Below are 23,175 nucleotides of genomic sequence, written 5' to 3' on the forward strand. Positions count from 1 at the left end.
GCGGAAGACTGCTCCGGGTGGGCAAGGCGGTCTTGGCCCGCGACAGGTGACTGATCCTGGACGGGGCCCGAAGTCCGGTCCTGAGCGGCGTCGAGGGGCTCCGGAGGGGAGGCGTCCCTCGCTTCGAGGCCGGTCGTCGGCTCAGCGGCCGGAATGGAGAGCCGCTCCTCGGGCGGAGTGGCGGACCGTTCGGCGGGAGGTGCGAGGGGCTGCTCAGCGGAGGAGACGACGGGCTGCTCGCCGAAAGAGACAGCGGACTGCTCGGTGGAAGGAATGGCGGACGGGTCGGATGCGTCGTTGCGATGCGTCATGGAGAGCACTGTGCACGGAAAAGCAAAACTCTTCCTCGCCCGCCTGTGGATAACCACTCGTATTGAGTTTTGTCGCACGCATGCTTTATCTGATTTTCCAAATCATCTCGCGCTCGTTCATCCGATGATCTCCCGATGGGGCGGTTACCCACAGCTCACGACGCCCTCGTTCGCCGGTTGCCGGTCCCATCAGGTTGCATGGAGGCATGAACGACGAAGACCTCCGCATCACTGCCGACGCAGTCCTCGCCCAGCTGGTGGGGGACCCCACCGGCCGAGCTCGGCTGCGCGAGGACCAGTGGCAGGCCATCGAAGCGCTGGTCGTGCACCACCGCAGGGCCCTGGTCGTGCAGCGCACGGGCTGGGGCAAGTCCGCCGTGTACTTCGTGGCCACGGCACTCATCAGGCAGCGCGGCGGCGGTCCCACGGTCATCGTCTCCCCGCTGCTCGCCCTCATGCGCAACCAGGTGGGGGCAGCCGCCGCGGCGGGGATCAAGGCACGCACGATCAACTCGGCGAACCGCGAGGAGTGGGACGCGGTCCAGGAGGAGATCCGTGCCGGAGAGGTCGACGTGCTCCTCGTGAGCCCGGAACGCCTCAACCATCCGGTGTTCCGCGACGAGGTCCTTCCGAGCCTCACGGCGGCGACGGGCCTGCTCGTGGTCGACGAGGCGCACTGCATCTCCGACTGGGGGCACGATTTCCGCCCGGACTACCGGCGGCTGCGCACCATGCTCGCCGAGTTGCCCGCGGGGGTTCCCGTGCTCGCCACTACGGCGACGGCGAACGCACGGGTGACCGCCGACGTGGCGGAGCAGCTCGGGACCGGAGGGGGCGGGGACGGTGCTCTCGTACTGCGCGGGCCGCTCGACCGCGAGAGCCTCAGCCTCGGAGTGCTGCGTCTGCCCGACGCCGCTCACCGGCTCGCATGGCTCGCGGATCACCTCGACGAGCTGCCGGGCTCGGGCATCATCTACACCCTGACCGTCGCGACGGCCGATGAAGTGGCCGCGTACCTGCGCCAGCGCGGCCACGAAGTCACCTCGTACACGGGGCGCACGGAGAACGCGGACCGGCTGGAGGCGGAGCAGGCCCTCCTCGCCAACCGTGTGAAGGCGCTGGTGGCGACATCCGCCCTCGGCATGGGCTTCGACAAACCGGACCTCGGCTTCGTGGTCCATCTCGGCGCCCCCTCCTCGCCCATCGCCTACTACCAGCAAGTGGGCCGCGCGGGGCGCGGGGTGGAGCACGCCGAGGTACTGCTGCTGCCGGGCAAGGAGGACGAGGCGATCTGGAAGTACTTCTCCTCCCTGGCCTTCCCGCCTGAGGAACAGGTACGACGGACTCTCGACATCCTTGCCGACTCCTCCCGCCCGATGTCGACCCAGGCTCTCGAACCGCTCGTCGATCTGCGGCGCACCAGGCTGGAGGCCATGCTGAAGGTGCTCGACGTCGACGGGGCGGTCCGGAAGGAGAAGGGCGGCTGGACCGCCACCGGGCAACCGTGGACGTACGACGCGGAGCGGTACGCCTGGGTGGCCGGGCAGCGGGCGATCGAGCAGCAGGCGATGCGGGACTACGTGACGGGCACCGGGTGCCGGATGGAGTTCCTGCGTCGTGCCCTCGACGACGAGGCCGCCGTGCCCTGCGGCCGGTGCGACAACTGCGCGGGCACGCGTTTCGGCACGGAGGTGTCGCCGGTCGCGCTCACCTCCGCACACGGCGAACTGGAGCGCCCCGGGGTCGACGTGGAGCCGCGCCGTATGTGGCCGACCGGGCTGAGCGCCGTCGGCGTGACGCTCAAGGGGCGCATTCCGGCCTCGCAGCGGGCCGAGACGGGTCGGGCGCTGGGCCGGCTCTCGGACATCGGCTGGGGAAACAGGCTCCGACCCCTCCTCGGCCCCGACGCCTCCGACGGGCCGGTGCCCGACGACGTGCTCCAAGCGGTGGTGGCGGTGCTCGCCGACTGGGCCAAGGGGCCAGGCGGGTGGGCCTCGGGTGAGGAGGACGCGCTCACACGCCCGGCCGGGGTGGTCACGCTTCCTTCTCGGACCCACCCCGAATTGGTGGAGTCACTTGGCGAGCGTGTCGCCCGGATCGGTCAACTGCCCTTCCTCGGCGGACTGGTCCTGCGCGAGGAGGACGAGCCACGGCGCGCGCACCGGGGGAACAGCGCGCAGCGACTCCTCTCGCTGCGGGGGGCCCTCGCCGTGCCCACTCCGCTCGCCGAGGCGCTGGCGGAGCACCCCGGCCCGGTCCTCCTCGTGGACGATTTCACGGATACGGGCTGGACGATCGCCGTGGCGGCGGGCCTGCTCAAGGACGCGGGGGCCAAGGAGGTACTGCCACTGGTGCTCGGGGTCCAGGGCTGAGTGCCGGAGGACAAGTTGCCGGAAAGCGCCCGCCAGGAGCCGTCGAGGACTGGATGGCCGGAACAGCTACTTGGCGCCGGCGGTGTACCGCATCGCGGACAGCCGGGAGTTGAGGGGATGGGCAGAGGGGAGGGAAATAGGGAATGCATCGTCAGATATGGGTCCGGCTTGCCGGAAGCTCGTTGCCGCAGCTCTCTCGTCGTACGAGAATTGAAGTCGCTCCCCGTACGGCGATTCCGGCTCCGGTGCTGCCGTTTGGTGGTGCGCTCTCCCACGTCCCGATCCCGCCCGCAGTGCGGGCGCGTAGCCGAAGGGAGGACCGTGACCTTCGGATTCGCTCCGTCCGCCGCGTCGAGGAAGACGCCACCGCCCCCGTCCACAGCCCCCTCGCCCCTGGTGCCGGTGCCGTCCCTGCCTGCCGAACCGACCGGCTCACCACCTCGTGTGGTCGGTGCGCAGGAGTGGGCCGCCGCGAATGTCCCCCTGCTCGGGAATCCGCGGGAGGTCGTGACGGGGCTCTACGAACGCCACCGCCCAGCGGCCGGGACAGTGGTGGTGGGGGTCCTCGACCCGGACGAACGCCTCCGGGCGAGTGCGTCCTTCACTCGCCGCCCGGGCGAGTCCGATGGCTGGGTCTTCCGCAATACGCTGCTGGCGCAGCTGCGTCGGGTCATCCCCCACGACCTGCGCCGCAGAACGCCGGTGCGCACGGCGGTTCTGCTGCACTGCCGCGAAGGCGAGTCCCGTTGGACGGTGGAGGACGGTGCCTGGATGTGGGGTCTGCGCGACGCCTGCACTCTGCACGGCCTGCGTTGCGGAGCGTACGTGACGCTCACGGACGCGGGCTGGCAGGTTCTCGGCGAAGGGCGTGGTGGCCGCCACCCCCAGCTCGGTTCCCGTACCACCCTGTTCGCACCGCGTACGGACAAGGTCTCGCCCCTGCCGGGGCAGTTGGGACCGCTGCCGGAGCAACGCGCCAACCGCGCGGCGCGCTTCGGGGCGGGCACGGAGCTGCCGGGGCAGCGTCCGGGGCGTGTGGAGTCGCTCACGGAGCGGGCCGCGGGGCTGCTGTCCCGGCCGATCGACGCGTCGCGGGAGCCGTGGCCTCGTACCGCCGTGCGCTGACCGCGGCGCCCCTCTTGTCCGTAGGCCGTGCGGGAGAGCTTCGCGGCCGGTCCACCCGTAGCGGTGGCCGGCTCCGCTCCGCCCGGCCGGTGGCGGCCGGGCGGGGGCGGTGTCGGTCAGACGCCCGCGCCCAGCACCGCGTTGACGCGCTGCGGGTCGCCGCAGACGATCAGCAGGGTGTTCGCACGCTCGCGAGCCAGGGACAGGACTGTGGTGACGGCGCTGTCCGTACCGCCGTTGAGGGCCACCACGACGACGGGCCTGGAGGCGAGACGAGCGACGTGCGCGAAGTCGGCGTAGAAGACGTCGTCACCCGCGTCGTGCTGGGCCCAGTAGGCGGCCTCACCGAAGGACAGCTCGTGGGCTGTCCAGGGGTGGGCCTCGCCCGTGGTCACCACCAGCACCTCGCCGGGCACGCGGCCCGAGTCGAGGAGCAGGTCGACGGCCTCTTCGGCGGCGTCGAGCGCGCCGTCGGCGGGGGCGGGGATCAGCTGGATCTGCGTGGCGGCCTGGGCCGGGGGCTTGGGCTGCTGATCGCGCTGGGCCGGAGCCGGGCGCGTGGGCCCCGGACGACCGGGGCGAGGCGGCGCCGCGGGACGCGGGCCGGGTACGGGGCGGGGGGTCTGGGCGCTGCGGCCTGCGGCCGGAGTCGCGCGGGGACCCTGGGCACTCTCGGGAATCTGAGGCTCCTCGGGACTGAGAGGCATGACATGACTGGTGGGTTGCTCGCCGGGGTCCGTCCCGGCGGTGTTGCCCGTACGGGCGGTCGAACGATCAGAAGTCGAAACCGAGCTGTCCTTCGATCGCCGCGGGGTTCCCGTCCGTCCCGGCACGCACCTTCTTCAGATGCCGCCATTGCGGCATCGCGTCGAGGTACGACCAGGAAAGCCGGTGGTACGGGGTCGGACCCCGTTCCGCCAGGGCCGCCTTGTGCGCCGGCGAAGGGTATCCGGCATTGGCGGCGAAGGCGAAGTCTTCGTGCTGAGTCCCGAGTTCGGCCATCAGGCGGTCACGGGCGACCTTGGCGAGTACGGACGCGGCGGCGACCGACACGCAGGACTGGTCCCCCTTGATCACCGTGCGGACCTTCCACGGTGCTCCGAGGTAGTCGTGGTTGCCGTCAAGGATCACCCAGTCGGGACGCACCGGGAGTCCTTCGAGCGCTCGGGTAGCGGCGAGCCGTAGGGCGGCCGTCATACCGAGTTCGTCGATCTCCTCCGGCGAGGCGTGACCGAGGGAGTGAGCGGTGACCCACTGCTCCAGCTCCACGACGATGGCAGCACGTCGTTTGGGAGTGAGGAGTTTGGAGTCGGTCAGCCCCTCGGGGGGTCGCCGCAGCCCGGTGACGGCGGCGCTGACCGAGACGGGCCCGGCCCAGGCCCCGCGCCCCACTTCGTCGATGCCTGCCACGACCTTGGCTCCGGTCGTGGCGCGGAGCGAGCGCTCAACGCTGTGGGTGGGTGCTTCGTACGGCATAGCGGGTGACAGCGTACGCGCCCTTCATCCGGTGCGACACCCCGGCTCCCCTCCGCTGCCGTAATGAGACCTACCGGAGACCTGTCCCCGGTGGGAGAGGTCAGACCGCGGGTGCCTCGTGGGCGAGTTCGGCCCAGGCGGGAAGGGGTTCCGTCCGCCGGCGCCAGGCGTACGGCGGGGCGCCGGCGGGGCTCGCCGCGACGATCCCGCCGACGATGGCACAGGTCGTGTCGATGTCCCCTCCCGCACGGGCGGTCGTCCAGAACGCGCGCTCGAAGTCACCGAGCGAACGGGCGGCGGACCAGATGGCGAAGGGCACCGTGTCCTGGGCCGTCGTGCGGCGTCCGCAGCCCAGGACAGCGGCGACCGTGGTGACGTCCTCGTAGTCGAGCATCGAAGCGGCCCGGCGCAGGCCGATGTGGACGGCGCTGCGCGGTACGAGTGCGAGGACCGCGTCGAGCAGCGCCCCGGGCTCCGGTGGAGTGGCCCCCGCGGCCGCGACGAGGGCTGCCGTCACGGACACTGCCACCGCCCCCGCGATCCCCTCGGGGTGCTGGTGGGTGGGACGCGCCGAGAGAACGGCCTGACGTGCGGCTTCCCTGGGGTCGTCGGCGTACCAGGCCCCGAGCGGGGCGACGCGCATGGCGGCGCCGTTGCCCCAGGACCCTTGGCCCTGGAAGAGCGCTGTGGAGAGTTCCCGCCAGTCTCCGCCTTCGCGTACGAGGCGCAGGAGCCGGTTGGCTCCCGGGCCGTAGCCGCGATCGAAGTCGTGGTGGCGGGCGAAGGAATGCGCCAGAACGTCCTCCTCGATCCGCCCTTCGGCGGCCAGGACGGTCACGACCGAACTGGCCATCTCGGTGTCGTCGGTCCATTGCCAGGGGGCGGGAGGCAGTTCTTCGGCTGTGAGGCGGGGACGGTTTCCGGGAACGAAGAACTGCGAGCCGAGTGCGTCGCCGATTCGGAGGCCGCCGAGGCTGGCGCGGGCTCGGGTGAGACGTGCGGCGGTGGAGGAGGAGTCGGGTGAAGGGTGCTCTTCTGCGGTCATGTCCGCATCACTCTATCCAGCGACGACGCTTAGGCCCAGGGAGGAGAAACGATTCCCCTTTCAGGCATTCCGCGTCCCGTACGGCTTAACTGGTCACGCCGTACGGCTCCGGCTCGCGCCATTTCACGAAGGGGCGGTCGAGGTGATAGCGACCGTCGGGGCCGAGTTCGAGACAGCGGGTCTCACCGTTGTCCGGATTGGAGAGCGATTCGAATTCGGCCACTGTCCAGTGGAACCAGCGCATGCAGAAAAGCCGCATGGTCAGCCCGTGGGTGACCAGGAGCACGTTCGGCGGGTGGTCCGGCGCCTCGAAAGAGCGGAAAAGGCTCTCCAGGAAAGCGCCGACCCGGTCGTACACATCGGCGCCGGACTCGCCCTGCGCGAAGCGGTAGAAGAAGTGCCCGTAGGCATCCCGGTACGCCTTCTGCAAGCGCACGTCGTCGCGGTCCTGCCAGTTGCCCCAGTCCTGCTCCCGCAGCCTCGGTTCCTCGCGGACCCGGACGTTACCGGGGTCGAGGTGAAAGAGCCCGAGTGTTTCGTGGGTCCTGCGGTACGGGGAGACGTAGACGCTGACGCGCTCGTCGCCGAAGAGCGTGCGCAGCCGGTCCCCCGCGGCGAGGGCCTGGGCGCGCCCGGCGGCGGTCAGGCACAGAGCGTGGTCGGGCTCGCGCTCGTACACACTGTCGTCAGCGTTGCCGTCGGACTCACCGTGCCGGACCAGAACGATGCGTCGTGGTCGTGCCATGTCCTCCAGCCTAGGGCGCGCCCCGCGCGGAGGTACGGCGGGGCAGACTCCATCCGGAGCAGCCGTGGTCGCAGGCAGGCGGAAGACGGGCCGGGTCAGACGGTCCAGGAAGGCTCCAGGTCGACCATGGCACCGTCCAGCCCGAGGAGGTCTTCCTCGGCCTCGGCGCGCGTCGAGAGCCGGTGCAGTCCCTCGGGCCGGTACTTGCCTCGTTCGGCGGTGGACCGCCACATGGACAGGACGAGGAACTCGCTGCCGGGGGCCTCGGCGAAGAAACCCCGGACCATCCCGGGCGAGCCGGCCATGGCCGGATTCCAGACGCGGCGCTGGGCGAGGGCGAAGTGCTCGACGCGCTCGGGACGTACGCGGGTGTGCGCGATCCGGACCAGGTCCACGTCGTGGAAGAGCGGCTCGAAACCGGTCTTCACGTCGAAGCGGTGGTCGAAGAGCGTGGTGCGCACCTCCGTACAACTGCCCGCCTGGGTGGCCGCGAGCCGGTCGTGGGTCCGGGCCATGAAGGAGTCGTAGAAGGCCCTGCTCTCCCAGAAGCCGAAGATGTGGGCCTGTGCGGGTCGTTCGCGGCTCCACCCTCCCGCCTGCCCCCTGAATCCCCGTACGTCGGCGAGTTCCACCCACCGCCGCTGACCTCGGTCGAACCGGTTCCGGTCAGCGACCTCGCAGCGAATCCACTTGAACAGCACCGCGCCATCGTACGGCGGTGGGACGGGTACCGGTCATCCTGCGCAAGGGCTCCGACATTCGTTCGGCTCCCGTGCCACCATGGACAATGAATAGGACCGGCAGCTTGCCTGACAAGCAGTCAGGCTTACGGTCGCATAGTCCGTCCCGAGCGAAGGGAAGGCCCGATGGAGAGCTTGAGCAAGGGACTCACAAAGGTCGAGGTCGCCCTCAAATGGGACCCGAGCCCGCACGGCGCGCCCGCGATGGATCTCGATCTCGTCGCGGCGGTGTTCACGCTTCAGGATCCGCACGGCGCACCGGCCTACGTCGTGCACTTCGACCACCGCGCGCCGGACGGCACGATCACTCTCAACCGCGACAGCCGCACGGGCCAGGGTCTGGGCTTCGACGAGGTCATGGTCCTGGAGCTCAACAGGCTCTCCGAGGCGTACGGCAGGGTCGCGGTCGCCGTGGTGATCCAGCAGAACGGCGGACACCGCACCTTCGCGGACGTGCACCAACCCGGCATCCGGCTGCGCGAAGGATACGACGAACTCGGACCGGTGGATTTCACCGACCTGGCAGGCGCCACGGGGGCGGTGGTGGCCGAGTTCGGGCGTGGGGAAGAGGGAGAGTGGGGCTACCGGCCGACGGTGCGGGGATACGACACCGAACTGCCCGACTTCCTGAGGCTGCTGGGTGGCAAGCCCGAGGCCGGCTGACCTCCGGGCCCGCCAGGATCGGGTCAGGGGCAAGTCGCGTCCTCACTGTCGGCATGCCGCCGAGGCTTATGGGAGCGCTCCCGGGCAGAAGAATTGATCAAGGACGCGCCACGCCGAGCTCTGCGTTGCTCCGTCCCCCGCTCTATCACCCTTTCGAAGGAGGATTCGAGCGCAGGACCGTTTCGGCGGATTCCTCACTGGCAGAATTGCTCTCACGAGGCCCGCTGCACCACCGCGGACGTTGAAACCTTCGCCGTGGACATGGCCTCGTACACCCCGGGAGGAGCCGGCCTGCCGACTCTTCTCCTCCCGGGGTCCTTGGTCCCGCTCCGAGGTCGTCCCTTTTCTCGCCAGTGAGCCGACGCTCTCACTCCGGCGGGATCGGTACGGGCACACGGCCGAACTTCTCCTGGCACTCCCGCAGCCACGCGTGCCGGGGATCGGTCACGTACTCCAGGAAAAGCCGCAGCGCGAGCCGGTACGTGCTGATGGTGGAGAGCCCGATGGGACGCTGTGCGGAGCGGAGGTGGGCGGAGAGCAGGTGGTCGAGGAAGGCGTCCGCCTGCCCCGGTTCCCACTCCCAGGGGTAGCGGTCGGTGTAGACCGCGAAGCGATAGACGAGGTCGAGTCGCGACTGGACGGTGTACGACGGCAGGGAGCCCGCCCGTTGCTGGCGTGTCCAGCCGTCCAGCATCGCTTCGAAAACCGGCTGGGCATGCGGGCTGTGGGCTGCAGTTGTCACGACGCGCACAACGCGCGAGAGCGGGCGTGGTTACGCCCGAGAAGAGGAGGGACACGCGAAAGAAGGCACCAGCGGGCGAGGGGCTGACCTGCTGGTACTACAAAGAGGCGGGCAAAAGGGCAGGCGATATGGGGCACGGTGTTTCCCCGTGAAAGCTGCGGGTCGCGGGGACGGCCGTTCTCAGGATGAACGAGGCGGGCACAGGAACGAGGCACGGCACCGGACCTTCCCCGGTGCGGCGTCCCGATCGAGCCGAAGGCCGCGTGGCCGATCCGCCATCGGCCGAACAGCCCCCGGCCGAGCAGCCCTCGGCCCAGGCCACGCCCAGGGGGCACGACTCAGCCTGCGAGCGGGCTCCCCTGCAACCCGTCCTTGGGGCACGCGCCGCCCTGGGACGACTCCCGATCCGCTCCCGAGCGGCCTCGTGCGGTTCAGCGTCGACCGTAAGCGGGCCGTCGGGCAGCGGCGGAAGGGGGAGGTCGGCCGCCACAGCCCGGAGGGGACCGTTCCGGAGGGGCCACAGCCCGGAATGGCCACAACGCGGAGGGGACCGTCCCGCTGGGACGGCCCCCTCCTTCACCCGCGCGTCGTCTCACGCACGGTGCGTCGCGTGCGTCGGCCTCCGCGACGAACCCTCACCGCCGGCAGCCCGTGGCCAGGGTTCTCCGTGGGGTCAGCTGCACCCGCTCGTCGAGCCGCAGCCCTCGCAGATGTAGCAGGAGCCGGCCCGCTGCATCTTCGTACCGCAGGAGAGGCAGAGCGGGGCGTCGGCGCTGATGCCGAGCTGCATCTCGACGAGTTCGGCCGAGGTGTGGGCCTCGCGCGGGGCCGGGGTGGCGGCCTCGTCGGTGCCGGTCACGACCGTCGTCTTCTGAACGGGCGCGGACTGGGCCGGCGTCTCGGTGTCGGACTCCTCTTCCGCCGGTTCGTAGGAACCGGTGTCGAGGTGACGCTGGCGCTCCTCGGCCGAGTGGATACCGAGGGCGGAGCGGGTCTCGAAGGGCAGGAAGTCCAGGGCAAGGCGCCGGAAGATGTAGTCGACGATGGACTGCGCCAGGCGCACGTCCGGGTCGTCGGTCATACCGGCCGGCTCGAAGCGCATGTTGGTGAACTTCGAGACGTACGTCTCCAGCGGCACGCCGTACTGGAGGCCGACCGAGACGGCGATGGAGAAGGCGTCCATCATGCCCGCGAGGGTCGAACCCTGCTTGGACATCTTGAGGAAGACCTCGCCGAGACCGTCGTCGGGGTAGGAGTTGGCGGTCATGTAGCCCTCGGCGCCGCCCACCGTGAAGGAGGTGGTGATGCCGGGCCGGCCCTTGGGCAGGCGCTTGCGCACCGGGCGGTACTCGACGACCTTCTCGACCGCCGCGCGGATGGTCTCCTCGGACTTCTCGGTGATCTCGGCCTTCTTCTCCTCCTTCTTCTTGGCGGAGAGGGGCTGGCCCACCTTGCAGTTGTCGCGGTAGATCGCGAGGGCCTTGATCCCGAGCTTCCACGCCTCGAAGTAGATCTCCTCGACCTCTTCGACGGTGGCCGACTCGGGCATGTTGACCGTCTTGGAGATGGCGCCGGAGATCCACGGCTGGATCGCCGCCATCATCCGCACGTGGCCCATCGGCGAGATGGCGCGGTCGCCCATCGCGCAGTCGAAGACCTCGTAGTGCTCGGCCTTGAGCGCGGGCGCGTCGACGACGTTCCCGTTCTCCGCGATGTGCGCGACGATCGCCTCGATCTGCTCCTCCTGGTAGCCCAGGCGGCGCAGGGCCTGCGGGACGGTGCCGTTGACAATCTGCATGGAGCCGCCGCCGACGAGCTTCTTGAACTTGACCAGGGCGAGGTCGGGCTCGACACCGGTGGTGTCGCAGGACATCGCGAGGCCGATGGTGCCGGTCGGGGCGAGCACGCTCGCCTGCGCGTTGCGGAAACCGTTCTTCTCACCGATGCGGAGGACGTCCTGCCAGGCCTCGGTGGCCGCGGCCCAGACCGGGGAGTCGAGGTCGTCCATGCGGACGGCGACACCGTTGGCGTCGGCATGCTGCTTCATGACGCGCTTGTGGGCCGTGGCGTTGCGGGCGTAGCCCTCGTAGGGGCCGACGGCCGCGGCGAGCTCGGCGGAGCGGCGGTAGGCCGTGCCGGTCATGAGCGAGGTGATGGCTCCGGCGAGAGCGCGACCGCCCTCGGAGTCGTAGGCGTGGCCGGTCGCCATGAGGAGGGCGCCCAGGTTCGCGTAGCCGATGCCCAGCTGGCGGAAGGCGCGGGTGTTCTCGCCGATCTTCTCGGTGGGGAAGTCGGCGAAGCAGATGGAGATGTCCATCGCGGTGATGACCAGCTCGACGAGCTTGGCGAAACGCTCCACCTCGAAGGACTGATTGCCCTTGCCGTCGTCCTTGAGGAACTTCATGAGGTTGAGCGAGGCCAGGTTGCACGAGGTGTTGTCCAGGTGCATGTACTCGCTGCACGGGTTCGAGCCGTTGATGCGGCCGGACTCGGGGCATGTGTGCCAGTTGTTGATGGTGTCGTCGTACTGGATGCCGGGGTCCGCGCAGGCCCAGGCGGCTTCGGCCATCTTCCGGAAGAGGCTCTTCGCCTCGACCTCTTCGATGACCTCGCCGGTGAGGCGGGAGCGCAGGCCGAACTTCCCGGCGGTCTCGACGGCAGTCATGAACTCGTCGTTGACGCGGACGGAGTTGTTGGCGTTCTGGTACTGGACGGAGGTGATGTCGTCGCCGCCCAGGTCCATGTCGAAGCCCGCGTCGCGCAGGGCGCGGATCTTCTCCTCCTCCTTGACCTTGGTCTCGATGAAGTTCTCCACGTCCGGGTGGTCGACGTCGAGGATGACCATCTTGGCCGCGCGGCGGGTGGCGCCGCCGGACTTGATGGTGCCGGCCGAGGCGTCGGCGCCGCGCATGAAGGAGACGGGGCCCGAGGCGTTGCCGCCGGAGGTGAGGAGTTCCTTGGAGGAGCGGATGCGGGAGAGGTTGAGGCCGGCGCCCGAACCGCCCTTGAAGATCATCCCCTCTTCCTTGTACCAGTTCAGGATCGACTCCATGGAGTCGTCCACGGAGAGGATGAAGCAGGCGGAGACCTGCTGCGGCTGCGGGGTGCCGACGTTGAACCAGACCGGGGAGTTGAAGCTGAAGATCTGGTGGAGGAGCGCGTAGGCGAGTTCGTGCTCGAAGATCTCGGCATCCGCCGGGGAGGCGAAGTACTGGTTCTCCTCGCCGGACTTCCGGTAGGTCTTCACGATGCGGTCGATGAGCTGCTTGAGCCCGGTCTCGCGCTGGGGGGTGCCGAGGGCACCGCGGAAGTACTTGCTGGTGACGATGTTGACCGCGTTGACCGACCAGAAGTCGGGGAACTCGACGCCACGCTGTTCGAAGTTGATCGAACCGTCACGCCAGTTGGTCATGACGACGTCACGGAGCTCCCAGCTCACCTCGTCGTAGGGGTGGACCCCCGGGGTGGTGTGGATGCGCTCGACCTTGAGCCCCTTGCCCGCCTTCGCGTTCTTGCGGGTCCCGCGTGCCGGACCACTCGCCGTCTCTGTCATGCCGCCTCCTCGTACCAGGCTTCAACGCCTCGTAGCGCCTCAGACTTCCGTCCTGGCGCGGTTTTCTCCGCATTCCCCGGGGCCTCCCGGGGACCATGGGCCCCATGCCTCGCCCGCCGCCGGGACGAGGTGCATGGGTCCGACCTGGTACGGAGCGCCGGTGAAACGCTCTGTACCGCTCCCGGGCTTCTACGCTCGCCCGGGCCCCCGCTTTCGTGTCTCTCCGCGCGCGGCCCTCCCCTTACAGAGCGGCGGCGCACGCGTGACCACGCCCCGTCACCAAAGGCATGAGTTCATCAGAGATGGTTGCTCAAAGCACTACGTCAACGACGAAGAGTGATCGAACGAGGGTCATAGCGGCTCCTCACGGAGGCGCTACCGCGTCCGAACCCCTCCGGCTCCTCGGCTACGCCGCGGGCGGGCTGCCGCTCACGCGTGCACTCACTCGCGCGCGCCCGCCGGGGTGGGCACCTCGGGACGCACGCGCAGTTCGGCGATGGCCGCCTCGAAGTCCTCCAGCGAGTCGAACGCCCGATACACGGACGCGAACCGCAGGTAGGCCACGAGGTCCAGCTCCTGAAGCGGTCCCAGTATGGCGAGACCGACATCGTGAGTACTCAGCTCGGCGTTCCCCGTCGCCCGCAGCGCTTCTTCGACCCGCTGACCCAGCAGGGCCAGGGCGTCCTCCGTGACGGGGCGACCCTGGCACGCCTTGCGCACCCCGTTGATCACCTTCGTACGGCTGAAGGGCTCCGTGACACCACTCCGCTTGATCACCATCAGTGAGCAGGACTCGACGGTGGTGAAGCGCCGGGAGCAGTCCGGGCACTGTCGGCGACGGCGAATGGCCGCCCCGTCGTCAGTGGTCCGACTGTCCACGACCCGACTGTCCGGATGCCTGCAGAAGGGACAGTGCACGGGAACTCCCCACCCTCCTAGACGACACGACACTCTGTGCTCACCGGGAACTCGCGCCCCTGGAAGCAGCCCCCAGCATAGGTGATGCCGGAACCGGCCAAGCACCCGGACCACAAGTTCTAGGCTGCCCCACACGGCTGACCACTAGATCTTGGGCCTCGGGCGGCCCCACGGCCGAAAAGGGGCGTCCGCGTGTCGCAGGGCGCGCGCAGGCAGAGCGCAGGGGGGCACGACCAATGGACCCGGACGCGAGGCCGAGCGAAACCTCACGGCCCGCACCCTTTGCCGCCCTGGACGCCGCGCGTGCGCGGCTTCCCAAGGCACCACCGGTCGGGGTCGGCCACCCACATCACCACAACACACACGGAGCGTGATGTTCGGGCGAGTGCCGAGCGGTGCGAGCGTACGTCGCGCGCGCCGCGCGAACAGCCCGGGGGTGCCCCGCCCCGCGAGCGAGGGCGGATGACAAACTGGGGGCCGCCATTTTCGCGTACGGGGACTTCGCGTACGAGGAGAGGGCCCCCACCGCCTACGTCAACGCCCCACGCCCCGACTCCGACCTCTCCTCGCACTTCACGCGCTCAGCGCCGCCTCAGGTGTTCGAGTGCCGACCTCGGTGAGAGGCCGGCACCGCAGTGCCGAGTTCGTGCAATTCCCTTTTAACCGCACGAAATAGCCCTGCCTCCATACACCTGTAGCCCCGTTCTCGATAGGTAAGTGCGGTTTTTTCACTCGAACGTGTGTTTGGCGCAACCTTTCGAAAGCCACTACCGTTGTGCAGCCAGGGAGACCATTCGAGAGGGGCCCAATGTGACCACCACAGCCGACAGTGCCACCATCACTGCCCAGGACCGCTCCCAGGGACGATTCCAGCCGGCCCGGGCGCTCGGCAATGAGAGCGCCACGCATCAGGAGGGCGGTAAGCCAGTGCGCTCACTCCCTGGACGACCTCCTGGTATCCGGGCGGACAGCACCGGACTGACCGACCGGCAACGACGGGTCATCGAGGTCATCAGGGATTCGGTGCAGCGACGGGGCTACCCGCCGTCGATGCGTGAGATCGGCCAGGCGGTCGGGCTCTCCAGCACCTCTTCCGTGGCGCACCAGCTCATGGCCCTCGAACGCAAGGGCTTCCTGCGACGCGACCCGCACCGCCCGCGCGCCTACGAGGTACGCGGCTCGGACCAGCCGAGCCCGCAGCCGGCCGACACCACCGGCAAGCCCGCCGCCTCCTACGTTCCCCTGGTCGGCCGGATCGCGGCCGGTGGCCCGATCCTCGCCGAGGAGTCCGTCGAGGACGTCTTTCCGCTCCCCCGGCAACTGGTGGGCGACGGCGAGCTGTTCGTCCTCAAGGTGGTCGGCGACTCCATGATCGAGGCGGCCATCTGCGACGGTGACTGGGTCACCGTCCGGCGCCAGCCCGTGGCTGAGAACGGTGACATCGTGGCAGCGATGCTCGACGGCGAGGCCACGGTGAAGCGGTTCAAGCGCGAGGACGGCCACGTGTGGCTGCTCCCGCACAATGCCGCGTACCAGCCCATCCCCGGCGACGAGGCGACCATCCTCGGCAAGGTCGTCGCCGTCCTCCGGCGGATCTGACCACCTACGGCGGGCATCGCGCACCGCCTCCTTCAGCAGGGCCCTGAGACTCACTGCGCCGGTCTCGGGGCCCGTCGCGCACACGCGGCCGAGAGCCGCAGTTCTCCGCCCCCAGCGCCGGGGGCCCTCGCGCCCGGACCATCAGGCCTGGCGGAGTCGCGACGGGCCCGCGGGCCAGGGTCGCCAGCGGCCGAGGCCACGACATCGGCGCACCGGCAGCACAGGCGCGCGCGACCGGGGCACAGGGCGGCTGAGCCCGGTACGCGACCCCAGCCCCGCCCGTCCCCGTATTGGCGCGGTGCATCCGCGCGCGGTCGCGCCGAACCCGTAGGCGCCTGCCTCAGCCTTCCGCGACGGCGCCCACCTCTTCTCCGGAATCCGGCGCCGGCTCCTCAGCCGTGGCTACCGGCGCCGAAGCACCGGCCGTCGCCGCCTTCGCAGCCGCGTCGATCGCCGCGAGGGAGCGCCGGACCTGGTTGCGGTCGTTCGTGTACCAGAAGTCGGGGAGCGAGGCGCGCAGGTAGCTTCCGTACCTGGCCGTCGCGAGACGCGGGTCGAGCACCGCGACCACTCCCTTGTCCCCCGTGGCCCGCACGAGACGGCCCGCGCCCTGGGCCATCAGCAGAGCCGCGTGCGTGGCGGCGACCGCCATGAAGCCGTTGCCCCCGTTCTGCTCCACCGCCTTCTGCCGCGCGCTCATCAGGGGGTCGTCGGGGCGCGGGAAGGGAATGCGGTCCATCACGACGAGCTGGCAGCTCGGCCCCGGCACGTCCACGCCCTGCCACAGGGACAGCGTGCCGAACAGGCAGGTGCGCGGGTCCTCGGCGAAGGCGCGGATCAGCTCCCCGAGTGTCTCCTCGCCCTGGAGGAGCACCGGGACATCGAGCCGCGAGCGCAGTTCCTCAGCCGCCGCCTGCGCGCCGCGCATCGAGGAGAAGAGCCCCAGCGTGCGACCGCCCGCCGCCTCGACCAGCTCGGCCAGCTCGTCGAACATGTCCGTACGGGTGCCCTCGCGTCCTGGTGGGGACAGGTGGCGTGCCACGTAGAGGATGCCCTGCTTGCGGTACTCGAAGGGCGAGCCGACGTCGATGCCCTTCCAGACCGGCAGTTCGTCCGTCTCCGGGGCCCCCGAGCCCGCCACCCCCTCCGGGGCGAGGCCCAGTGAGGCCCCGACCCCGTTGAAGTCCCCGCCCAGCTTGAGCGTCGCCGAGGTGAGCGTCACCGAACGGTCGGCGAAGAGCTTCTCGCGGAGCAGCCCCGAGACCGAGAGCGGCGCGACCCGCAGCGAGGCGCCGAAGCGGTCGTGCCGCTCGCACCACAGCACGTCGTACTCGGAGAGCCCCGTCATCCGCTCGGCCACGCCGTGGACGGTCTCGACCGAGGCGAGAGCCTGCTTGCGCACCGCGTCCTCGTCCTGCACCGAGCGATCACGGGTGTTGCCGATGGCGGTGATCACCTGCCGGGCCGCGTCGCGGAGCGCGGCGAGCGCGTACCCGAGATCGTCGGGAAGCGCTTCGAGCCGGCCCGGCAGCGCCAGCTCCATGACCCGTTCGAAGCCCTCGGCCCCGGCCTGGAAAGCGTCGGCGACCTTCTCGTCGACGAGCTTCGCGGCACGGCGGGCGGCCCTGTTGACCTGGTTCGGGTTCAGCTCGCCGGTGGCCACGTTCGTGACACGACCGACGAGTTCGTGTGCCTCGTCGACGATGAGGACCTCGTGCGAGGGGAGCACGGGGGCGCCCTCGATGGCGTCGATCGCGAGCAGCGCGTGGTTGGTGACGACGACGTCGGCGAGCTTCGCGCGCTCGCGCGCCGTCTCCGCGAAGCACTCGGCGCCGTAGGCGCAACGGCTCGCCCCGAGGCACTCGCGCGAGGAGACGGAGACCTGCGCCCAGGCGCGGTCGGAGACGCCCGGGCTCAGGCCGTCGCGGTCGCCCGTCTCGGTCTCGTCCGCCCAGTCCCGCAACCGCAGGAGGTCCTGCCCGAGCTTGCTGGACGGCGCCGCCGCCTCGAACTGGTCGAAGAGCGCCTCTTCCTCGTCCTTCGGCATGCCCTCGTGGAGGCGGTGCAGGCAGAGGTAGTTCGAGCGGCCCTTGAGCATCGCGTACTCGGGCCGGCGGCGCAGCACGGGGTGGAGGGCCTCGACCGTACGGGGCAGGTCGCGCTCCACCAGCTGGCGCTGGAGCGCCAGAGTTGCCGTCGCGACCACCACCCGTTCCCCGTGCGCCAGCGCCGGCACCAGGTAGCCGAGCGACTTCCCGGTGCCGGTGCCGGCCTGGACAAGGAGGTGGGAACCGTCGTCGATGGCCGCTTCGACCGCCTCGGCCATGGCCACCTGGCCCGGCCGTTCGGTGCCGCCCACGGCGGCGACAGCGGCGTGCAGGAGCTCGGGGAGTGAGGGCTTCGTCATAGCCAGACCACCCTACGACGCGGCACCGACAGCTCCCGCCGCTCCATCCACAGGCCCAGTCCGATCATGTGACCGCTCCCTTCCGGGCACACCCCCTCCGGACGCACCCCCTCCGGGCACGCCCCCTCCCAGCGCACCATCCCCCACCTCGTCCGCCCCCGCCCCACGCCCCCACCTCGCACGTGGCCGGAAAGCGCCCCCGTGCAGCGGGTTCGCCACCACGCCCTCCACCGCCGCGTGGGGCCGCTCGGCACGGTCCCGGTAGCCGTCGAGGTGGAGGCGGTTGCGGTTGAGGCAGAGCCGCTCGATCTCCGGGCCGAGCAGCTCGAAGAGCTCGTAGCGCTCCTTCAGCTCGGGAAAGCGTGCCTGGTAGGCGAGGATCTCGGCGCGTACGAGGCCCCAGAAGTCCTCGTCGGGGACGCCGAGCTGGGTGCGGCACAGCGGGGCGAGATAGCGGAAGACGCCGACGAAGAGACCGGAATGGATGAACTGCGGGAGGAAGGAGGGATCTTCCGTCAGCAGGATGTCGCGCACCTCCCTGGGCATGTCCTCGTGTTCGGGGAGCGGTCGCGCGCTGAGGTTGACGTCGTCGACGAAGTCCTTGACCGCGAGCCTCGTGGGGACGTCGTGCGCGTCGAAGACGACGATCGCGTTCTCGCCGTGCGGCGAGAAGACCGTGCCGTGGCGGTAAAGGAAGTGCAGAAGCGGCGGCAGCAGGGCGCCGAAGAGGCGTCGCAGCCAGTCGTGCGGGGCGAGGCCCGAGCGCGCGACGAGTTCGGCGACGAAGGCGCGGCCTTCACGGTCCACGTGCAGAAGTGAGGCGAGGGTCCGCGCGCGTTCGTCCTCGTCGAGGAGCGGGGCGAGCGGTTCGCGCCAGATCGCGCCGAGGAGTTCCTTGTACTGGTACGGGACCTCGGGCAGCGCGTCGTAGAACGGGTGCCGCACGGCGACCGACGCGACCTCGCCGAGCAGGACGACGCGGCATTCCTCGCGCAGGTAGGGGTCGCGGTCGCGTACGGACTGCACCCAGGCCGTGACGGCGGGCGCGGCGATCGTGCGCCGGGTCGGCAGTCCGCGCCAGACGAGGGTGTTGAGGACGGAGAGCGGCAGTTTGACCGTGTGCCGCGTGGGGTCGTCCAGGTTGAGGAAGGTGCGGATGGACTGCTGCGGCAGGCGGCGGGCGCCGTCCGAGGGCAGCGGTACGAGGTCGCCGGCGGCGACGCCCGCGGCGTGCAGCGGCAGCACGGTGCTGTCCCACTGCCAGGGGTGCACCGGCAGGTAGAGGTAGTCGGCCGGGTCGAGGCCGCGCTCGGTTAAGGCCGCGTCGAAGGACTCCCGCACGGCGGGAGCCAGTTCGGCGGCATAGAGCTGCTCGGGCGTGTCGAGTCCGGGAACGCCCCGGTAGGTGGCGAGGTGGTCGCGGACCGCGAGCCACGGCAGGCGCGCTTCGGCCCGGCCCTCGGGGGTCCAGCGCGCGGCGTCGGAGGCACCGAAGCCCAAACGGCCTTTGTTGAGGACGATCCAGGGGTGCCCGGTCTGGTGGCCCTCAAGCTGCGCGTATCCGAGTTCGGCGAGGTCCGCGCTGCTCAGGGCGGTGTGGAGGAGTCGCGCGTCGGCGGCGAGCGTCGCGTTCAGCTCGCGCAGCAGGTGGCCGAGCGTCGCGCCGTCGAGGCCGAGGACGTGGCGGGCGCGGACGAGGAAGTCGAGCGGGTCGGTGGCGGGATGAGGGGCGGTGGGGGCGCGGTCGTCACCGGTGCCGTCGGCGCCCAGCGCGTCCGCGACCCCTCTGGTGTCGAGGCGCAGGCTCTCGGGTGCGACCTCCCAGTGGCCGTAGGCGCTGCGGGCGGCCCGGAAGAGAAGCGCGGGTTGCTCCGCGGTCTCTTCCCGGACCGCCGGGGCCTCCCCCGCCGTGCCACCGCGGCCGTCCTTTACCGCTTCGTCCCCTGCCGCCCCTCCCCCGCGCGCCCCAGCGGATGGCGTCTCCCCCGGCCGCCCCAGCGGCAGCCGGTACGCGCGCTGGTGGAAGGGCACGTCGGGCGACTCGGGGTCCTCGGCGAGCGGGGCGAAGAGGCCCTCGTACGAGAATTCCGCGACCATCTTGGCGAGGAGCAGCCTCCCTGCCTCGCGCCACAGCTCGGGAGTCAGCTCGGCGGGGGCGAAGAGGCCGTGCTGCGGGGGGCCTTCGGGGGCGGTGACGGGCGGGAGCGCGGGCTCGTCGGCAGGCTCGTCGGCGGGTGGTGTCCAGGGACGCGGTGCGGGGAGGTTCTGCACGAAGGGCTCCTTCGGTGGCGACCGGTGTGCGGACGTGCGGATACGGCGGGAGGCGTACGCGTACGGGGGAAGGCGGCGGCGCGCGTGGGCCGGGGCCGGGCGCGGGCGGCGCGCCGCGAAAGTACGTACCGCTGCCGGGTACGTACCCGCGCCGCGCGAAGAGGGTCGCGGGCGGACGGCATGGCGCGGAGGAGAAGGGCGCGTGCGCCTCAGGCGGGCGGCGTCGGGGCGCGGTCCCTGATCATCAGGGCGGCGCGTTTGCCGGGCAGGTCCAGCTCGCGGTCCTTGCGGTAGCCGGCGCGCAGGAACGCGGCGACGGAGCGGACGTTGCGCACGTCCGGTTCGGCGAGGACACGGGTGGCGCACGGGCGGTGCGCCAGGATCAGCGACGTGAGGGCGCGCAGCAGTTCCGTGCCGACGCCACGTCCGCGGTCGGTGCCGCCGCCGAGCAGCAGGTGGACACCGATGTCGTGCGCTCGCGCGGGGTAGTACGGGGTGAGGACGTCCTGGTCGGCGCGGTAGACCTCCCAGTAGCTCATCGGCCGCCCGTCGAGCAGGCCGAGGCAGGGCACGCTGCGTCCCTCGCCTTCGATCTGGGGGCGGACGTGCGCCTCGGTCACGCCGGGCGGGCCGGCGAGTTCCCAGAAGGCGGCCACTTCGGGGTCGTTCATCCACTGCGTGAGCAGGGCGAGGTCGTGCGGCAGCGTGACGGGCCGCAGCCGGAAGAGGCCGTGCGGCGTGGGAACGGGTGGCCAGTCGCCGGGCGGGGCAGCGGCGGGCGGCGTCGCGTCTTCGGGGTCCGGGCCGGGGTGTCCGGCCCCGGCTATGCCTGGGCCCGGTGCCTCGTCGTCGGGGAAGCCGGGCGCGGGCGGCGTGGCACCCGCGAGGGGGGTGTCCGCTGTGGGCATGGTGCACTCCTCGGTTCGGGGGCGGTACAGGGACGGGCGCGGCGGTACGGGGGCGGCTGGGCGGGCGGGTCGGTACGGGTTCGACGCGGGGCCAGGGGGTTGGAGCCCGGCCCCGCGCGTGGTCAGGAGTTGTGCAGCGGGTTGCGGAAACGTACGTACACGGACTGGGTGTCGACGGGGCCGACGAGTTCGTCGAGTCCGTGCAGCCGCGTGAGCAGATTGGCCTTGCAGCGCAGGACGGGGCTGTCGAGCAGCAGGGCGGGCAGCCCGGAGCCGAGGGCTTCCGGTCCTTGCGCGGCCTCGGTGAGGAAGCCGCGCAGGGCGGCGAGCAGCAGGTCCTCGTCCGCGAGGCCCTGGGAACCGAGGGCGCCGACGAGGCCGAGGACGTTGTTGATGGCGAGGTAGTACGTGAAGCGCTCGTCCGTCACGTCGTCGGGCACGAACGTGTCGCTCTCCGCGCCGATGCCTGGCAGCCGCCGCTCCAGTGCCTCGCGGTGCGAGTCGCGGAAGTAGTAGCCCTGGTTGTCGCGGTACCTGCCGCCGCTCGGCCAGCCCTCGGTGTCGAGCAGGACGACGGTGTTCTGCTGGTGCGCCTCCAGCGCGACGCCCGCGCGCCCGTCGAGCCACAGGATCGGGCGGACGACGCGCTCCAGGTAGCGCAGGAACCACTCGGTGGCGACCGTGCCCCGTGGCCTGCCGGTGCGCTGGGCGAGCCGGGTGATCAGCTCGCTGAGCCGGGAGCGCATGGGCTGCTGGGCCTGCGAGCCGTGCGCGAGCAACCCGCTCGGCTCGGCGGGGTGGCCGCCGATCGGGGGCAGGGGGCGCGGCGAGACGAGCCCGGCGAGGCAGGCGGCGTCGGTCTGAGGAGTGAAGGGGTTGTGGCGGATCATGACGTCCACGCCGCGCAGCGGTTCGCCGTCCGGGCCGTCGACGGCGATCCACGCCGGGTCGCGCACGATGTCGAAGCCGGGGTGGGCGGCGTGCCATTCGGCGCCGAGTCCGGTACGGAGCAGTCGGTGGACCTCGACGCCGCGGCGGAGTTCCTTGCGGAGGTTCTCGCGGCGCGAGTTGGTGATGCGCAGACCGAGCGAGAGCTTGAGCATCGCCGGGGCCTCGGCCCGGTACACGGTGCGCACCGACGAGGTGGGCGACCACGGTTCCCCGTGCGGACCGAGCGGGGTGAGCAGTCCGGCGTCGGCCAGCGCGTGGACCTCCGGGCGCTGCGCGAGGTCGCGGGCCTGCCAGGGGTGCAGGGGCAGCGCGACGGTGCCGGGCGGGAGGGTGAGTCCCGGGCCTGCGAGGCGCTCGGTGAGTTGTCCTGCCGAGACGGTCCTGCCGCGCTCTGTCCAGGCCGAGTCGGTGGCGAGGACGTCCTGGTGGACGGCCAGCCAGTGCAGGGGGAAGGCGCCGCGCAGTTCGGGCGAGTAGAGCCGGGCCTCCGCCTCGCTGAGTCCCTGCCTGCTCTTGGGCGTGGGGTGGAGCGGGTGGCCGAGGAGGAGCGCCTGCTCGGCGGCGAGGAAGGGGGCGGGCGAGTCCTCCGCGTGGCGGCGGCGGAAGGAGAGGAAGACGGCGGTACGGCGTACCGAGTCCCTGACCCGTGCCACGAGGTCGTCGTCGGCGGCGGACGCGGCCTGCCGGGGGACGGTGGGGGCGGGGTCGCCGGACGGTACGGGGTTCGTCGCGGCGCCGCCGGTGGCGCCCTGGCCCGTACCCTCCGTCAACGTCCCGGCCTGGCCCGTACCGTCCGTCACCGTCCCCGCGTGGACCTCCTTGCTCAGCACCTCGGCGACCGTGGCCGCGTCCAGCGGCGCGGTGAGGCGCGGTGCCCTGCCCTGGCGGACGACGGCGCGGGGCGGGAAGGCGCCGCCGCTGCGGACGGGGGCGGGGCCGTGGTGTTCGAGGCGGGGCAGGCCGAAGCGGTGCAGCCCGGCGGCGGACCAGTACCGCACCGGGACGACGAGCGTCGCCTCCTGGGCCGGCAGGGAGATGCGCAACGGCCCGTGCTCCGCCGCCTCGACACCGGTCTCGCGCACCCAGCAGCGCAGCAGCGACTCCAGCGCGGCGGCCTCCGCGGCGGTCGGCACGTCGGGGTGTTCGAGGAGATCGACCGCGGCACCGTCGAGGTTCTCCGTGGGAGCGGCCGTGTGCTGCCGGGGGACGACACCGTCTTCGGGGCATGCCGAACTCGTACTTCCGGCCTCGGGTGCGAGAGGGTACCGGCCGTCGGGTGCGGTGTTCGGGTTCACGGGCGCTTCCTTGAGGGACGTGATCGTGTGGCCCCGCGGCTGAGGGGAGGGGGC

16 protein-coding genes are annotated in these 23,175 nt (G+C 71.1%); 4 read left to right on the forward strand and 12 right to left on the reverse strand.

Annotated elements, in window-relative coordinates; translation table 11 throughout:
• The first annotated feature begins 517 nt into the window (after window positions 1–517).
• Entirely contained in the window at window positions 518–2,683 is a 2,166-nt protein-coding gene (locus tag ACIP4O_RS29530) for a RecQ family ATP-dependent DNA helicase (RefSeq protein WP_401579132.1), read from the forward strand.
• Between the two features lie 321 nt (window positions 2,684–3,004).
• The gene (locus ACIP4O_RS29535; protein ID WP_401579133.1) at window positions 3,005–3,808 is read left to right on the forward strand and encodes a hypothetical protein; all 804 of its coding nucleotides are present in this window, start codon (window positions 3,005–3,007) and stop codon (window positions 3,806–3,808) included.
• A 116-nt stretch (window positions 3,809–3,924) separates the two neighbouring features.
• Here ACIP4O_RS29535 and ACIP4O_RS29540 read toward each other — a convergent pair whose 3' ends face one another.
• From ACIP4O_RS29540 to ACIP4O_RS29560, 5 genes are all read right to left on the reverse strand, one after another.
• A complete protein-coding gene (locus ACIP4O_RS29540) occupies window positions 3,925–4,515 on the reverse strand; it encodes a hypothetical protein (RefSeq protein ID WP_401579135.1) in 591 nt (196 codons plus the stop codon).
• Between the two features lie 67 nt (window positions 4,516–4,582).
• Complete coding sequence (locus ACIP4O_RS29545; RefSeq protein WP_401579137.1) at window positions 4,583–5,284, reverse strand: ribonuclease HII; 702 nt, start codon at window positions 5,282–5,284, stop codon at window positions 4,583–4,585.
• A gap of 100 nt (window positions 5,285–5,384) precedes the next feature.
• Window positions 5,385–6,329 carry an ADP-ribosylglycohydrolase family protein gene (locus tag ACIP4O_RS29550; RefSeq protein ID WP_401579139.1) on the reverse strand — a complete coding sequence of 315 codons (945 nt, stop codon included), beginning with the start codon at window positions 6,327–6,329 and terminating at the stop codon, window positions 5,385–5,387.
• 85 nt (window positions 6,330–6,414) lie between these two features.
• Window positions 6,415–7,074 (reverse strand): histidine phosphatase family protein, encoded by a 660-nt coding sequence (locus tag ACIP4O_RS29555; RefSeq protein WP_401579141.1) that lies wholly within the window; start codon window positions 7,072–7,074, stop codon window positions 6,415–6,417.
• A 95-nt stretch (window positions 7,075–7,169) separates the two neighbouring features.
• Window positions 7,170–7,775, reverse strand: a complete 606-nt coding sequence (locus ACIP4O_RS29560) for a YdbC family protein (protein WP_401579143.1) — start codon at window positions 7,773–7,775, stop codon at window positions 7,170–7,172.
• 165 nt (window positions 7,776–7,940) lie between these two features.
• On the opposite strand from ACIP4O_RS29560, the gene ACIP4O_RS29565 reads away from it, so the two are divergent.
• Window positions 7,941–8,477: a TerD family protein gene (locus tag ACIP4O_RS29565; RefSeq protein WP_401579144.1), complete on the forward strand. Its 537-nt coding sequence runs from the start codon at window positions 7,941–7,943 to the stop codon at window positions 8,475–8,477.
• A gap of 367 nt (window positions 8,478–8,844) precedes the next feature.
• Here ACIP4O_RS29565 and ACIP4O_RS29570 read toward each other — a convergent pair whose 3' ends face one another.
• From ACIP4O_RS29570 to nrdR, 3 genes are all read right to left on the reverse strand, one after another.
• The gene (locus ACIP4O_RS29570; protein WP_343244685.1) at window positions 8,845–9,219 is read right to left on the reverse strand and encodes an integrase; all 375 of its coding nucleotides are present in this window, start codon (window positions 9,217–9,219) and stop codon (window positions 8,845–8,847) included.
• A gap of 673 nt (window positions 9,220–9,892) precedes the next feature.
• Entirely contained in the window at window positions 9,893–12,772 is a 2,880-nt protein-coding gene (locus ACIP4O_RS29575; protein ID WP_401579146.1) for a vitamin B12-dependent ribonucleotide reductase, read from the reverse strand.
• Window positions 12,773–13,213: 441 nt separating this feature from the next.
• Window positions 13,214–13,690 carry a transcriptional regulator NrdR gene (gene nrdR, locus ACIP4O_RS29580; protein WP_401579148.1) on the reverse strand — a complete coding sequence of 159 codons (477 nt, stop codon included), beginning with the start codon at window positions 13,688–13,690 and terminating at the stop codon, window positions 13,214–13,216.
• A gap of 810 nt (window positions 13,691–14,500) precedes the next feature.
• Between nrdR and lexA the strand changes: the two genes are divergently transcribed.
• A complete protein-coding gene (gene lexA / locus ACIP4O_RS29585) occupies window positions 14,501–15,289 on the forward strand; it encodes a transcriptional repressor LexA (protein WP_164290370.1) in 789 nt (262 codons plus the stop codon).
• A gap of 340 nt (window positions 15,290–15,629) precedes the next feature.
• Here the strand turns inward: lexA and ACIP4O_RS29590 are convergent, their stop codons facing one another.
• From ACIP4O_RS29590 to ACIP4O_RS29605, 4 genes are all read right to left on the reverse strand, one after another.
• Window positions 15,630–17,696, reverse strand: coding sequence for an ATP-dependent DNA helicase (locus tag ACIP4O_RS29590; protein ID WP_401579150.1), 2,067 nt, complete (start codon window positions 17,694–17,696; stop codon window positions 15,630–15,632).
• A 12-nt stretch (window positions 17,697–17,708) separates the two neighbouring features.
• Window positions 17,709–19,967 (reverse strand): IucA/IucC family protein, encoded by a 2,259-nt coding sequence (locus tag ACIP4O_RS29595; RefSeq protein ID WP_401579151.1) that lies wholly within the window; start codon window positions 19,965–19,967, stop codon window positions 17,709–17,711.
• Between the two features lie 209 nt (window positions 19,968–20,176).
• Window positions 20,177–20,875, reverse strand: coding sequence for a GNAT family N-acetyltransferase (locus ACIP4O_RS29600; RefSeq protein ID WP_401579153.1), 699 nt, complete (start codon window positions 20,873–20,875; stop codon window positions 20,177–20,179).
• A 122-nt stretch (window positions 20,876–20,997) separates the two neighbouring features.
• Entirely contained in the window at window positions 20,998–23,121 is a 2,124-nt protein-coding gene (locus ACIP4O_RS29605) for an IucA/IucC family protein (protein ID WP_401579155.1), read from the reverse strand.
• Window positions 23,122–23,175: the final 54 nt, after the last annotated feature.

This window comes from Streptomyces sp. NPDC088923 (assembly GCF_044749745.1).
GTDB lineage: Bacteria > Actinomycetota > Actinomycetes > Streptomycetales > Streptomycetaceae > Streptomyces.

What these genes read in the sequence shown, in the direction of transcription:
- ACIP4O_RS29545 (WP_401579137.1), bottom strand. Translation starts at nt 5,284, where the DNA reads ATGCCGTACGAAGCACCCACCCACAGCGTTGAGCGCTCGCTCCGCGCC.
- ACIP4O_RS29555 (WP_401579141.1), bottom strand. Translation starts at nt 7,074, where the DNA reads ATGGCACGACCACGACGCATCGTTCTGGTCCGGCACGGTGAGTCCGAC.
- ACIP4O_RS29590 (WP_401579150.1), bottom strand. Translation starts at nt 17,696, where the DNA reads ATGACGAAGCCCTCACTCCCCGAGCTCCTGCACGCCGCTGTCGCCGCC.
- ACIP4O_RS29600 (WP_401579153.1), bottom strand. Translation starts at nt 20,875, where the DNA reads ATGCCCACAGCGGACACCCCCCTCGCGGGTGCCACGCCGCCCGCGCCC.
- ACIP4O_RS29575 (WP_401579146.1), bottom strand. Translation starts at nt 12,772, where the DNA reads ATGACAGAGACGGCGAGTGGTCCGGCACGCGGGACCCGCAAGAACGCG.
- ACIP4O_RS29540 (WP_401579135.1), bottom strand. Translation starts at nt 4,515, where the DNA reads ATGCCTCTCAGTCCCGAGGAGCCTCAGATTCCCGAGAGTGCCCAGGGT.
- ACIP4O_RS29565 (WP_401579144.1), top strand. Translation starts at nt 7,941, where the DNA reads ATGGAGAGCTTGAGCAAGGGACTCACAAAGGTCGAGGTCGCCCTCAAA.
- ACIP4O_RS29550 (WP_401579139.1), bottom strand. Translation starts at nt 6,329, where the DNA reads ATGACCGCAGAAGAGCACCCTTCACCCGACTCCTCCTCCACCGCCGCA.
- ACIP4O_RS29530 (WP_401579132.1), top strand. Translation starts at nt 518, where the DNA reads ATGAACGACGAAGACCTCCGCATCACTGCCGACGCAGTCCTCGCCCAG.